We start from the raw sequence: 13,265 nt of genomic DNA on the forward strand, positions 1-13,265 counted from the left end.
ATCCTGAGAATTCAAGTAGCGAGTAAGTTCCATAATTCAGCTTATGCCATATTGCGCAATCTAGAGTTGATAGACCTCGTTCGGACGAGTCGCGATGAGTATGTCAACAAACTGATAAATAACGATAATCACGAAATTTTCTCGGAAACATGCACGCCGGAGAGGATTCTTGCTTCCTCATTTCCTCAATCGCTTTTAACGCAAGGCGGCACAGGAGCCAGCCTTGTTGGCCGAAAGGTTGGCCGCTTGCAAGAGCATGACGAGGACCTAGGCGGAGGACTAACGAAAATAGTTGATTGCCGCTCTCATCTTTAGTACCGACCTATCACCCGGTTAAAGGATGTCACGTGGCTATACTCCCGATGCAAGATCCACCTCGCACGGCTGAAACTTTTGTCGCCGAAAATATAGGTCTTCTGATAGAGCGGAACGAAATTCTCTGCGACGTCAGTCTTAAATTTCCGGCAGGAGAAGTTGTCGCGCTGGTCGGCCACAACGGCTCCGGAAAATCCAGTCTTCTCAAAATGTTAGCTCGTCAGCTTGCGCCGAGCACTGGATCGATCTCTTACGGGAACCAGGATCTGAGGATGTATAGCGAACGCGCCTTTGCGCGTTCGGTCGCATATCTACCCCAGGATGTCACGACCGGATCGGAAATGACGGTCCGCGAGCTTGTGGGATGCGGTCGTTATCCGTGGCACGGAGCGCTCGGCCGGTTCACCAAGAACGATGAAGAGAAAGTCGAGGAAGCCCTTCGAGCCACGCATATCGAAACGTTCGCCGACCGTATCATGGGAACACTATCGGGCGGTGAGCGGCAACGGGCCTGGATTGCGATGCTGATCGCTCAGGATGCTCGCTGCCTGTTGCTCGACGAACCGACTGCGGCACTCGACGTTGCTCATCAGGTCGAGGTGCTCTCACTTGTGCGACGCTTGGCGCATGAGGGTGGAAGGAGTGTCGTCATCGTTCTCCACGACATCAACATGGCCGCCCGCTTCTGCGATCGGATCCATGCATTGAAACGCGGTCGCGTGGTTGCCAGCGGAACGCCGAGCGCGATCCTCGCGCCGAACACGCTGCAAGAGATCTATGGGATCGACATGGATGTGATCTCCGCGCCCAACCTGCCCTATCCGCTCGCCTATGTTTGCTGAGGCCGGCCGATCAATGGGGGTTTCGCGGCGCACCTTTTTGCATTTCGCGGCGGCCTCACTCATTCCAGCTCCGCTGTTTGCACAGTCGATGGGCCCAAGGATCGTCAGTCTCGACTACGGCCTTGCGTCCACTCTTTTATCCCTCGGATTGCCTCCGGTCGGGATTTCAGACCTCGCCGATTGGGACAGATGGGTTGTCGAGCCGCCGATGCCAAAATCCGTCGTCGATATCGGCAGTGCGTTCGAGGTCAATTTTGAAATTCTCGTCACGCTGAAGCCCGACATTATCTTGACCACACCCTACCTGGATGAGCTGTTGCCCAAGCTGCAGTCGGTGGCGAAAGTCGTTCGGCTGGAAATCTTTACGCCAGGCATTGGACCTATTCTTACCGCTGCCATCGCGGCGACGCGTAAATTGGCCGTTGAGCTTGGCCGTGAGAATGAAGCAGAGCAGTTTCTCGCGCGCGCCGACGTCTTCTTTGCGCAATGCCGCAGTCGCCTGGAGGGCAAGAACCTGCCGCCGGTCGCCCTGGTGAATTTCATGGATGCCCGCCATGCCCGCATCTACTCGAGTCCCGGACTGTTCCACAATGTGCTCGAGCGCATCGGTGTCCGGAACGCCTGGACCAGAGAGTCGAATTACTGGGGCTTTGAAACGATCGGGATTGAAGATCTCTCCAAGGTCACCGATCCGGACGCGCGTCTAATCGCCTTTGAGCCAATTCCTCCGGACGTTCTTCCAAAGCTCGCTCAGAGCCCGCTGTGGAACAGGCTTTCGTTTGCGCGTCCAGGCCATCTGTCAATTCTGCCGCCAGCCCTGATGTTCGGGATGGTGAACGAGGCCATGCGCTTCGCGGGCCTTTTGACAGATCTTCTGGAAAAGGACGCTTGATGGTATCCCGCCGCGACAATATCGGGCCAGCAATTGTCCTCCTCCTCCTGATGTGCGGTGGAGGCGTGGCATCGTGGTTTCTTGCCGCTCCTGCGATGTCAGAAATGGCTCGACCGGATTACGATGTCACGCGAATGGTGTTCACCTATTCGACGCTTCCCCGTCTTGCGACAGCGCTGATTGCTGGAGCCGCGCTTGCCTTGTCCGGTGCGCTGTTTCAGCAAGTTTTGCGAAACCCGCTCGCCGATCCTACCACCCTTGGCGTGTCGGCCGGAGCAAACCTGGCGCTGGTGGTAACATCGCTGTTTCTTCCCGACTTGCTTGGCGCCGGCCGCGATCTTGTCGCTCTGATCGGCAGTGCGACCGCCGCCGCGATCGTCGTCAGCCTGGGCGCGCGCCGTGGTTTTTCGCCTTATTCGCTTGTTTTGTCGGGGCTGGTTCTCAGTCTTTGGTGCGGCGGCCTCGCTGCCATCCTGACCTATTTGAACCAGCGCTACCTCTCGAGCCTGTTCATCTGGGGCGCCGGCTCGCTGGCACAGCAAAGCTGGGTCATTCCCCTGTCGCTTCTTTGGAAGTTAGCTGTCATCGCCATCGGCTGCGCTTTCGTGATGAGACCGCTTTCGCTGCTCGATCTTGGCGAGAGCAGTTCCACGGCACTCGGCGTCAGATTGGTCCGCCTGCGTTTCGTTGTCGTCGCCCTTGCCGTCGCGCTTGCTGCATTTGTCACGAGCGCCGTTGGGGTGATTGGTTTCATTGGACTGGTCGCGCCGACGATTGCGCGATTGTCCGGAGCACGGCGTCCCGCGCAGCTCATCCTCTGGTCTCCCCTGATCGGCGCCGGACTGCTGTTCTTCGCCGACTCCATCCTGCAACTCGTCGCCGGCGGACTTGGTGATTTTTTGCCGACGGGGGCGGTAACAGCCATCTTCGGTTCGCCGCTGCTTCTCGCGCTCCTGCCGCGGCTGAAGCTCCGTCATAGACTACAGCAATCGCCGGCGTTCAGACGGCCACGTCGATGGGATGGAACTCGGCCGGTCATCATCGCGGCCGCCGGCCTGCTCGTACTGTTGATGGTCAGCGCTTTTCTCGGACGCGACGTCAATGGCGGCTGGGCCTTTACATCAGGCGAATTTTCGGTCGATGTCCTCGCGATCAGGATACCTAAAATCCTCGCCGCCCTGACATCGGGCGCCATGCTTGCGGTCGCGGGCTCGATCCTTCAGCGACTGACCGGAAACGAAATGGCAAGTCCCGAAGTTCTGGGAATCAGTGCCGGTGCGACCTTCGGTGTTGCTATTGCCCTGTTTGCCGTCGCTCCAGGATTTTCCGGACAATTTGCATTTGCCGTGGCCGGTGCGATCAGCGTTCTTTTTGTCATCTTCGCCAGTTCCCGGCGATCGGCGTTCGCGCCTGAACGAGTCCTGCTGGCGGGCATTGCCTTAAGCGCGATGGTCGATGCTGTCGTCGGCGTGTTGAGCTCGACGGGAGATCCGAGAGCAGTTCTGCTGATGCGGTGGATGAGCGGGTCCACCTATCTTATCGAGGGGTCGACCGCCGCAATGGAGGTGGCGCTCGGCGCCGTGCTGATTGCCGTCTCTCTCGCCGCTCGCCGCTGGCTTGACATCCTTCCTCTTGGGCCATCGCCTTCGGCGGCGCTCGGCATACCCTTGGCAAAATCGCGATTTGCGCTCTTTGGCCTCGCAGGATTGTTGACGGCTGCCGCGACGCTCACGGTTGGCCCGTTGTCGTTCATCGGCCTCATGGGACCTCACCTTGCGCGCGAGGCGGGATTGGCGCGCGCGCTGCCGCAAATGGTTGGCGCCGCTCTGATCGGAGGGGGGCTTATGGTTGCGGCTGATTTCGTCGGCCGCACGATCGTATCGCCCTACCAGATCCCGGCCGGTCTTGTTTCCGCACTCATCGGAGCGCCGTTCTTAATGCTGATGATGCGGAAGCGCGGCGCCAGCTGAGGGTTGCGCGCAGGGCGGTGGGCGTCATCGCGGTGATGAAAGTCCGCCATGAATAGGAGCGTTTTTGCTCCGTCAGCGAAGATCCGCAGACAAGCGGTCATCCACGACGCCGACTACAGCGCCGCGCGTCTTTTCAGAGGCGCGGCGCTGAAACAGTCGGAATTACAGCATATTTCGACGCTCAGATTGCGGACGCCGCCTTGATCGGACAAAGGCGGCGTCCGGCACATTACCAGGAATACTTCAGCGTGCCGACGACCTTACGCCGATCGCCGTAGAACTCAGTTCCGAAATAGCTGGTGGCGACATACTTATGGTCAAAGAGGTTCGTCGCATTGACGGCCAGCGTCACGTCCTCGGTCGCCTTGTAGCTGACCGCGGCATCAACCAGCGTATAGCTGGCAAGCGACACCGTATTTGCATCGTCACCGTAGGTCTGACCGATATAGCGGACACCTCCCCCGATCGTCAGGTCACCGCGCCATCCATCTCCCGGAATCTTGTAATCGAGCCAGGCCGATGCCAGATGTCGCGGCACGCGGGAAGGCCGGTTACCGACATTGCCGCCTGTCCCGTCTTCACGGATTTCAGCATCCCAATAGGAATAAGCAAGCGTCAGATTGAGCCTGTCGTTGATTGCGGCTTTCCCTTCAAGTTCGATGCCGCGCACACCGACCTTGCCAATCTGCTCCTGCACCAGAGGGCTGACATAGCTCGGCACATTCGTTTGGGTAAGATCAAACAGCGCCAAGGTGAAGAGACCGTCAAACCCATCCGGCTGATATTTGAGGCCAACCTCGTATTGTTCACCCTGCTGTGGTTTCAACGATCCTGTCACAGCGTAGCCGTTTGCGGTCTGCGCGACGAGCGGCTGGAAGCTTTCCGAATAGTTCGCATAAGCTGCGAGATTCGGCGTAAATTTATACGTCAGTCCGGCACGCTTGGTGAAAGCTGACGCCGTGTCGTCGTCGCTTGTCCCGCTATCGAGGTAATCCGCAGTCGTGTGAACCTGGTCCCATCGTCCGCCCAGGGTAACGATCCATCGGTCGTCGAACGTCAATTGCTCCTGAGCATAGATCCCGAGCGCCTGCTGCTTGACGCGCCAGTTCACGTAAGGGCCAAGGTTAATGCAGGAAAGACCGCAATAGACCGGATTATCAATATCGATCGGCCCGGCCGTGCCGAACAGGATGTTTTCGCGCGTATTGTCACTGGTGTAATCGACGCCGACCAGCGTCTTGCTGTCGATCCCGTCCCATCCAGTATCGTACTGGAGCTGATTGTCGAAGGCATAGCGGTTGGACATGCCGTCAACCGAGAACGCCGTTCGATTGGCCGTCGGATCCAGCGATGCGCCATAAACTTCAGCATAGTCGAGCTCGAGATGCGTATAGCGGGCATTCGAGCGGAAGGTCAGGTTGTCGTTGATCTCGTGCTCGAACTGATATCCGATGTCGACCTGCTCCGTATTGAAGCGATTGAAGTCTGGTTCGCCGAGGAAGGTGTCGATATCGATATTTGCGCCGGTCGGAACGCCCCGTGCGCCCGTTCCATCGCGTTTATAATAATCGGTCAGAATGGTGAGCGAGGTCCCCTCTTCCGGCTTGATCGTCAATGCCGGTGCAATGTAGGTGCGGTCGTCGTTCGAATAATCCAAGCCCTGGTCACCGTCCTTGGCAAGTCCGGTAAGCCGGTAGGTCCATACGCCATCGGCATCGATTGGGCCGCCGAAATCCGCACCCACTTCCTTGGTGCCATCCCCATAAGACGTGTAAACTTCGCCATGCTTCTCATCCAAGGGACGCTTGGTGATCGCATTGACGAGTCCTCCCGGACCGTTGAGGCCAAAGAGGGTCGACGTCGATCCCTTCAGGACCTCGACGCGCTGAAGACCATAGGGTTCGAGGCGGCTGGCCGTGAACCAAGCGGGAATACGCGCCGCCAGTCCATCCCGATAGGTGCCGAGCGCCGTCTGATCAAAGCCGCGAATTCTGATATAGTCGTACCGGTCGTCGTTGCCGAACTCATCTGAAAAGACGCCGGCGGTATAAGCGACCGCCTGCTGAAGATTGTCCACATGACGCTCTTCCAACTCTTTTTGCGTCACCACCGACACGGACGCCGGTACATCGACGACCGGAGTATCTGTTTTGGTGCCTGTGGCGGTATCCTTGGCAACGATGGTGCGATCAGGGCCAACCACACGATCCGACTTGCCGGTTATGACGATCGGAGCCAATTGCGTTGCCTCTTCGGCCGAATTGTCTTGTGCCCAGCCGATACCTGCCGATCCGAACGACACCGTTATTAAAGCGCTGCTCGCAACCAATCGGCTTGTGAACACGCGCAATTTTCCCTGTAGTCCCACTGTCATACTATCCCCTGTCAGACCAATATCGGGCAGTGTGCCGGCCGCCCCCTCCGGCCACTGCTAAAAGTCGTTTACTCAAACAGGAGAATTGGAGTCAACTTAATAATCACGCTTTTGTGACCATCTTTGCACCCGGTCGGGACCGTTTCGGGGCAACACGGAGAGACGATGTAATCCTGAACGCCCCATGTGGGCATTGACGTTACGAGTGCACGCCACGAGGATGTTCGTTTCAAATACGATCGTCTAACCGCCGGATCGTACCTGCAGAGAGCGTCACCTGTCGGTCAAATCCTGGACGGCGAACGCAATGCTCACCGCGCGATTGACGGCCGCCGCAAGAACGGACATGTGGGTCTCACCGGCATAAAGCTCGAATTCGGTACGCAATCCGTCGGCAGTGCCGTTTAATCGCTCCGCCATCTCCCGCGCCAGGAGGACGGTCCGTTCCGTCTTCCTCTTCTCCAGGCGTGCAGTGGCATCCTCGTTCCGGTACTGGAAGGGTGCCAGCTCATCGCCTTCGTATTCTCCGGCGGACAAATGCAGGAAAGGTGCATTCCCCGGTGCGTCTTGACGCTGCGCTTCATTCTTGAGGATTTCACTGTTCTCCCAATAGATGGTTGGGCTGGCCGCAATCCAATTGGCGAACAGACTTGGGCGCTCGAACAGGGCGTAGAGAGTAAAGAGGCCGCCGAAGGAATGTCCGAAAAGCGATCGGCGCATCGGATCCAGGATCACCATCTCCGCAATCCGCGGTATAAGCTCGTTCTCGATGAAATCCACCAGCTTGCCGGTCCCTCCGATGACAACCGGCGGACCGCCCTCAACGAACGGCGGATAGGATTTGACCGGCGGAGGCCCCAGGTCCCAAGACCGGCGGAGCGGATCATAGGGCTCGTCGGAAGGGTAGCCGATCGCCGCGATCACCCCCCAACCGACATTCGTTCCCGTAGGGTAAGGTGCCTGGGTGACCAAGCTGGCGACCGCGAAGGGGAAAGTGGCGTTGCCGTCGGTCATGATGAGAAGCGGCCATCCTCCCGCCGGCGGTTTCTCCGCCGGAATGGAAAGGAATATGCGATAGGGCTCGCCACCCGCAGCAGGAGCGAGATCGAAAAAACACGTTCCGGGCATCGAATAGACGCTGATAGGATTGGTCATGAGAAAGTTTTCTGATGGTTGAGACGATAGGGGAAGGGAAATTGCTGTCGGTGCGGTTCACCGGTGAACGTTTACAGAGGATCTAACCTCGTCCGGACATGATTTGAAGACCCGGAACTATCGAGCCGCATTTCGATCCCACAGATGAATTCACAGGGCCTCAATTCAATCATCTCCGAACACCGCTCAGCCGACGTCTGTTTCCCAATTTTCCCAAATTTGCAACCCCGAGGCAGCAGCGTGAACCACACGTTAGGGGCTTGGTAGAAGATGGCCGTTGGGATTGCAGAGCTATCGCTCCGCTCAATGCGACACCTTCCAGGATAGTCAGCATCCGGATCGGGTCTACCTCAGATATGCAGCGCGCTTCCTAAAGCTTTCAGCGCCGCCTCCATCACCGCTTCGCTGCGGGTCGGATGCGCATGGATGGTGCCGGCGATGTCTTCCAGGCGCGCACCCATCTCGATGGCCAAAGCAAAAGCCGCCGAGAGCTCGGAGACCCCGGCTCCCACCGCCTGCAGGCCGAGCACGAGATTGGTATCGGCGCGGGCCACGACGCGCACGAAGCCTTCTTCGGACAGCATCGTCATTGCCCGTCCGTTGGCGCTGAACGGAAACTGGCCGGTGCGGATTTCATAGCCTTGCGCCTTCGCCTCGGCCGGCGACAGGCCGGCGCTAACGATCTCCGGATCGGTGAAGCAGATGGCGGGAACGCATCGTTTGTCCCAGGCCCGCTTCTTTCCGGCGATGATTTCCGCCACCATCTCCCCTTGCGCCATGGCCCGATGGGCAAGCATCGGCTCGCCGGTCACATCGCCGATCGCATAGATGCCGCGCATCGACGTGCGGCAACGGTCGTCGATCCTCAGATAAGGGCCGGCACGATCGAGATCGAGCTCTTCGAGACCGGATCCTGCGGTTCTTGGGCGGCGGCCGACGGTGACGAGGATGCGGTCCGCCGGCAGGGTCTCTCGCCGGCCATCAGCCGTTTCGACGATCAATGCCTCCCCATTATCGGCAAGGCCGATCGCCTTCGCACCCGTCAACACCCGGATACCGCCTTCAGTCAGCTTGCGCATGACGGGGCGTACCAGCTCGGCATCATATTGCGGCAGCACCTGCGGCGTCGCCTCGACGATCGTCACATCAGACCCCATCTTGGCAAAGGCGGTCCCGAGCTCCAGCCCGATATAACCGCCACCGACCACGACGAGGTTTTTCGGCAGCTCCGTCAGCGACAGTACCTCTGTCGAGGACATGACGCGGCGGCCGAAAGGCAGGTTCGTAAGCTCCACCGGATCCGAACCGGTGGCGATGACCACGGTCTCGGCGCGGATGATCTGCTGGCCGGTTTCCGTCTCCACCTCCACCGTCTTGCCGTCGCGGAAATGGCCTCGGCCGTGGACGATCTTGACGCTCGCCTTCTGCAGCAGCCCCGAAACACCACTGGTCAAGCGGCCGACGATCCCGTCCTTCCAGGCAATTGTTCTGATGAGATCGATCGAGGCGCCTTCGACGCGGATGCCCATCGGGTTCTTGCCGGCAAGCATCTTTTGCGTCGCGTCGAATTCCTCAGCCGCATGGATCAACGCCTTGGAGGGAATGCAGCCGACCGTCAGGCAGGTGCCGCCCGGCTTGCCGGCCTCGACGATAACAGTATCGATGCCGAGCTGTCCGGCGCGAATGGCACAGACATAACCGCCCGGACCGGCGCCGATGACGAGGAGCTTGCAGACTATCTCTTTCATGGATCTCAGCCTTCGATAAAAATGAGCGCCGGCGTTTCGAGCAGCGCGCGGATGCGCTGCACGAAGTTTGCCGCATCCCAGCCGTCGATGATGCGATGGTCGAAGCTGGAGGAGAGGTTCATCATCTTGCGCGGCACGAACTGCGCGCCGTCCCAGACCGGTCGCGTGGCGATCTTGTTGACGCCGATGATCGCCACTTCGGGATGATTGATGATGGGTGTCGAGACGATGCCGCCGAGCGCGCCGAGCGAGCTGATGGTGATAGTGGAGCCGGACAGCTCATCGCGTGTCGCAGTACCCGAGCGCGCCGCTTCCGCCAGCCGGTTCATCTCGGCGGCGCAATCCCAGATACCGCGGGCTTCGGCATGCCGCACCACCGGCACGGTCAGACCGGCCGGCGTCTGCGTGGCGATGCCGATATGCACAGCACTGTAGCGCGTGATGATGCCGGCATCGTCGTCGAAAGTGGCGTTGACGTCAGGCTGCTCGGAAATGGCCCTGACCAGCGCCCGCATCAGGAAGGGCAGAACCGTCAGCTTCGGATGATCAGGCCTGCGATCGCCATTCATCGTGGCGCGCAACTCCTCGAGCGCGGACATATCAACTTCCTCCACATAGGTGATGTGGGGAATACGCGAGGCGGAAAGCACCATCTTCTCGGCAATGCGGCGCCGCAGGCCGGTCAGCTTGATCTCCTCGGTCGCCGTCTTCCTGGCAAAGCCGTTCTTTGCCGTTGCAGGCGCGGCCCCATGGCCCAGGAATTGCTCGATATCCTCGCGCAGGATGCGCCCGGCCGGTCCGGTCGCCTGCACCTGCCTGAGATCGACACCGCTTTCCCTGGCGAAGAGCCGCACCGAGGGAGCGGCAAGCGGCTTTTCCGCCGGCGTTGCCGCCGGCACTGGCGCCACAGGCGCTGGCGGAGCAGGTTTTGCAATTTCGGCCTTGGGCGTTTCGGCAATCGGCGTCTGCGAAATCCCAACGGACTGAGGCTCGCCGACATCTCCCGCCGTCTCGATCCGTACCAGCGGGGCCTTGACCGCGATGCGGTCTCCGACCTCGCCGGCAAGCCAGGTGACGGTGCCACTGACGGGAGACGGAATTTCCACGGTGGCCTTGTCGGTCATGACGGCGGCGATCACCATGTCCTCGCGGACGGGATCTCCCGTCTTCACGTGCCATTCTACGATCTCGGCCTCGGCGACCCCTTCCCCGACATCGGGCATCTTGATGATGAATTCGCCCATGGCTCAGGCCTCCATGACTTCGGCAAGCGCCCGCCCGACACGGCCGGGACCGGGGAAATAGTCCCACTCCTGCGCATGCGGATAGGGCGTGTCCCAGCCCGCGACACGCACGACCGGCGCTTCGAGATGATAGAAGCAATGCTCCTGCACCAGCGCCGCGACTTCGGCGCCGAAGCCGGATGTCAGGGTTGCCTCATGCACGACGACGCAGCGTCCCGTCTTCGAGACCGATTTGACGATCGTATCGAGATCGAGCGGCAGCAGGCTTCTGAGATCAATCACCTCGGCATCGATGCCGGCATCCTCGGCCGCAGCAAGCGCCACATGCACCATGGTGCCGTAGGCAACGACCGTCACCGCCGATCCTGCGCGCCGCACTTCGGCCTTGCCGATCGGGATGGTGTAGTGGCCATCGGGCACCTCGCCGAGATCATGCTTGGACCAGGGCGTCACCGGCCGCTCGTGGTGGCCGTCGAAGGGACCGTTATAGAGCCGCTTCGGCTCCAGGAACATGACGGGATCAGGATCCTCGATCGCCGCGATCAGCAGGCCCTTGGCGTCATAGGGATTGGAAGGAACGATCACTTTCAGGCCGCAGACATGGGTAAAAAGCGCCTCTGGACTCTGGCTGTGCGTCTGGCCGCCGAAGATGCCGCCACCTGTGGGCATGCGCACGACGATCGGGCAGGTGAAATCGCCGTTGGAACGGTAGCGGATGCGCGCCGCCTCCTGCGTCAGCTGATCATAGGCCGGGTACATGTAGTCGGCGAACTGGATTTCGACACAGGGCTTCAGCCCATAGGCGGCCATGCCGATCGCCGTGCCGACGATGCCGGATTCGCTGATCGGCGTATCGAAGCAGCGCGTTCTGCCGTATTTTGCCTGCAGACCCTGCGTCGAGCGGAAGACGCCGCCGAAATAACCGACGTCCTCGCCGAAAACCACGACATTGTCGTCGCGTGCCATCGACACGTCCATGGCGCTGCGCACGGCCTCGATCATCGTCATCCTGGCCATGTCAGTACCCCGCCTTCTGCCGCTGGCGGCGGATATGCGGCGGCATCTCGGCATAGACGCCCTCGAAAATGTCGCGCACCGAAGGCCTGCCGCCGGCATGCAGCGTGCCATGCGCCTCTGCCTGGCGCTGCGCCTCGATCACCTCGTCCATGATTTCGGCTTCGGCCTGCACATGCCGCTCCTCCGACCATGCGCCCTTGACGATCAGATGTTTCTTCAGCCGCAGCACGGGATCGCCGAGCGGCCAGACCTCCGATTCCGTCTTGGGCCGATAGGCGCTCGGATCGTCGGAGGTCGAATGGGCGCCGACGCGATAGGTCACATATTCGATCAGCGTCGGGCCGAGATTGCGCCGCGCGCGCTCGGCCGCCCAGCGGGCGACGGCATGGACGGCGAGATAGTCGTTTCCGTCGACACGCAGCGCCGGAATACCGAAGCCAAGGCCCCTCGCCGCGAAGGTGCCGGAGCCGCCGCGGGCGATGCCCTGAAAAGTGGAGATCGCCCACTGATTGTTGACGATGTTGAGAATGACCGGCGCCTTGTAGGTCGAGGCAAAAACGAGCGCCGAGTGGAAATCCGATTCCGCCGTCGATCCGTCACCGATCCAGGCCGCGGCAATGCGGCTGTCATTCTTGATCGCCGAGGCCATCGCCCAGCCGACAGCCTGCACATATTGGGTGGCGAGATTGCCCGAGATGGTGAAGAAACCGTGTTCCTTGGAGGAATACATGATCGGCAATTGCCGGCCGCGCAGGGGATCGCTCTCGTTCGAGTAGATCTGGTTCATCATCTCGACCATCGGATAGTCGTCGGCAATCAAAAGGCCCGCCTGGCGATAGGTCGGGAAATTCATGTCTCCCTTCTCGAGCGCCTTGCGGAAGGCGCAGCTGACGGCTTCCTCGCCGAGATGCTGCATGTAGAAGGAGGTCTTGCCCTGCCGCTGCGCCATCAGCATGCGGGCGTCGAAGGCCCGCAACTTCATCATGTTGCGAAGCCCGGTCAGCAATTCCTCGTCAGAAAGCGAGCCTGCCCAGGGGCCGACCGCCTCGCCGTCGCGGTTCAAAACACGGATGATCGAATAGGCGAGATCGCGGATGTCTTCCGACGCGACATCCACCTCCGGCCGCGGCACCGAGCCGGCCTTGGCAATCTTGACATTGGAAAAATCAGGCTGGCCGCCCGGGCGGACGGCGGGTTCGGGGACGTGCAGGCTCAAACGAGCGGAATCCACCATGTTCTTTCTTTCCTCCCTGTGCCAGCCGTGCTCCCCTCCCGGAAGCAGGGCCGGATGTGGCGATTAGAGATTGCGGGCGATCACCATGCGCTGCACGTCGCTCGTTCCCTCATAGATCTGGCAGATGCGCACATCGCGGTAGATGCGCTCGACCGGATAATCGGCCATGTAGCCATAACCCCCATGGATCTGGATCGCGTCTGAGCAGACACGCTCGGCCATCTCGGAGGCAAAGAGCTTCGCCATCGAGGCTTCCGACAGGCAGGGAAGCTCCGCCTCCCTGAGGGAAGCCGCGTGAAAGACGAGCTGCCGCGCCGCCTCGATCCGCACCGCCATATCGGCAAGGCGGAAGGCAACGGCCTGATGTTCGAAAATCGGCTTGCCGAAGGCCGTGCGCTCCCTGGCGTAGTCACGCGCCGCCTCGAAGGCCGCCCGCGCCATGCCGACCGCCTGCGCTGCAATGCCGATCCGTCC

At 60.4% G+C, this 13,265-nt stretch carries 10 protein-coding genes; 3 read left to right on the forward strand and 7 right to left on the reverse strand.

Translation table 11 applies throughout. From position 1 onward, the window contains the following. Positions 1-362 precede the first annotated feature (362 nt). Genes G9X67_RS26740 through fhuB form a run of 3 tightly spaced genes read left to right on the forward strand, consistent with a single transcriptional unit; the run spans position 363 to position 4,019 of the window. Complete coding sequence (locus G9X67_RS26740) at positions 363-1,157, forward strand: ATP-binding cassette domain-containing protein (RefSeq protein ID WP_138334736.1); 795 nt, start codon at positions 363-365, stop codon at positions 1,155-1,157. Between the two features lie 13 nt (positions 1,158-1,170). Beyond that, entirely contained in the window at positions 1,171-2,049 is an 879-nt protein-coding gene (locus G9X67_RS26745; RefSeq protein WP_138334638.1) for an iron-siderophore ABC transporter substrate-binding protein, read from the forward strand. After that, on the forward strand, positions 2,049-4,019 hold the full coding sequence (fhuB, locus tag G9X67_RS26750) for a Fe(3+)-hydroxamate ABC transporter permease FhuB (protein WP_138334735.1): 1,971 nt from the start codon (positions 2,049-2,051) through the stop codon (positions 4,017-4,019). Before G9X67_RS26745 ends, fhuB begins: the two co-directional genes overlap by 1 nt. A 229-nt stretch (positions 4,020-4,248) precedes the next feature. On the opposite strand, the gene G9X67_RS26755 is transcribed toward fhuB, so the two are convergent. The 7 genes from G9X67_RS26755 to G9X67_RS26785 all read right to left on the reverse strand — a co-directional run. After that, a complete protein-coding gene (locus tag G9X67_RS26755; protein ID WP_138334637.1) occupies positions 4,249-6,393 on the reverse strand; it encodes a TonB-dependent siderophore receptor in 2,145 nt (714 codons plus the stop codon). A 273-nt stretch (positions 6,394-6,666) separates the two neighbouring features. Next, the gene (locus tag G9X67_RS26760) at positions 6,667-7,548 is read right to left on the reverse strand and encodes an alpha/beta hydrolase-fold protein (protein ID WP_138334636.1); all 882 of its coding nucleotides are present in this window, start codon (positions 7,546-7,548) and stop codon (positions 6,667-6,669) included. Positions 7,549-7,898: 350 nt separating this feature from the next. Continuing rightward, positions 7,899-9,296, reverse strand: coding sequence for a dihydrolipoyl dehydrogenase (lpdA, locus tag G9X67_RS26765; RefSeq protein WP_171600092.1), 1,398 nt, complete (start codon positions 9,294-9,296; stop codon positions 7,899-7,901). A 5-nt stretch (positions 9,297-9,301) separates the two neighbouring features. Next, positions 9,302-10,540 carry a dihydrolipoamide acetyltransferase family protein gene (locus G9X67_RS26770; RefSeq protein WP_138334634.1) on the reverse strand — a complete coding sequence of 413 codons (1,239 nt, stop codon included), beginning with the start codon at positions 10,538-10,540 and terminating at the stop codon, positions 9,302-9,304. 3 nt (positions 10,541-10,543) lie between these two features. Next, complete coding sequence (locus G9X67_RS26775) at positions 10,544-11,557, reverse strand: alpha-ketoacid dehydrogenase subunit beta (protein ID WP_017958371.1); 1,014 nt, start codon at positions 11,555-11,557, stop codon at positions 10,544-10,546. Between the two features lies 1 nt (position 11,558). Beyond that, a complete protein-coding gene (locus G9X67_RS26780) occupies positions 11,559-12,791 on the reverse strand; it encodes a 3-methyl-2-oxobutanoate dehydrogenase (2-methylpropanoyl-transferring) subunit alpha (protein ID WP_138334633.1) in 1,233 nt (410 codons plus the stop codon). A gap of 63 nt (positions 12,792-12,854) precedes the next feature. Then, positions 12,855-13,265 (reverse strand): acyl-CoA dehydrogenase family protein (locus tag G9X67_RS26785; protein WP_281412518.1); only part of this gene is annotated, 411 nt, incomplete at its 5' end.

The organism is Rhizobium sp. WYCCWR 11152 (genome assembly GCF_013087615.1).
Lineage (GTDB): Bacteria > Pseudomonadota > Alphaproteobacteria > Rhizobiales > Rhizobiaceae > Rhizobium > Rhizobium indicum.

Bases quoted from the DNA above. Each gene is read 5' to 3' on its own strand.
- G9X67_RS26740 (WP_138334736.1), top strand. From the start codon at position 363: ATGCAAGATCCACCTCGCACGGCTGAAACTTTTGTCGCCGAAAATATA.
- G9X67_RS26745 (WP_138334638.1), top strand. From the start codon at position 1,171: ATGGGGGTTTCGCGGCGCACCTTTTTGCATTTCGCGGCGGCCTCACTC.
- fhuB (WP_138334735.1), top strand. From the start codon at position 2,049: ATGGTATCCCGCCGCGACAATATCGGGCCAGCAATTGTCCTCCTCCTC.
- G9X67_RS26755 (WP_138334637.1), bottom strand. From the start codon at position 6,393: ATGACAGTGGGACTACAGGGAAAATTGCGCGTGTTCACAAGCCGATTG.
- G9X67_RS26760 (WP_138334636.1), bottom strand. From the start codon at position 7,548: ATGACCAATCCTATCAGCGTCTATTCGATGCCCGGAACGTGTTTTTTC.
- lpdA (WP_171600092.1), bottom strand. From the start codon at position 9,296: ATGAAAGAGATAGTCTGCAAGCTCCTCGTCATCGGCGCCGGTCCGGGC.
- G9X67_RS26770 (WP_138334634.1), bottom strand. From the start codon at position 10,540: ATGGGCGAATTCATCATCAAGATGCCCGATGTCGGGGAAGGGGTCGCC.
- G9X67_RS26775 (WP_017958371.1), bottom strand. From the start codon at position 11,557: ATGGCCAGGATGACGATGATCGAGGCCGTGCGCAGCGCCATGGACGTG.
- G9X67_RS26780 (WP_138334633.1), bottom strand. From the start codon at position 12,791: ATGGTGGATTCCGCTCGTTTGAGCCTGCACGTCCCCGAACCCGCCGTC.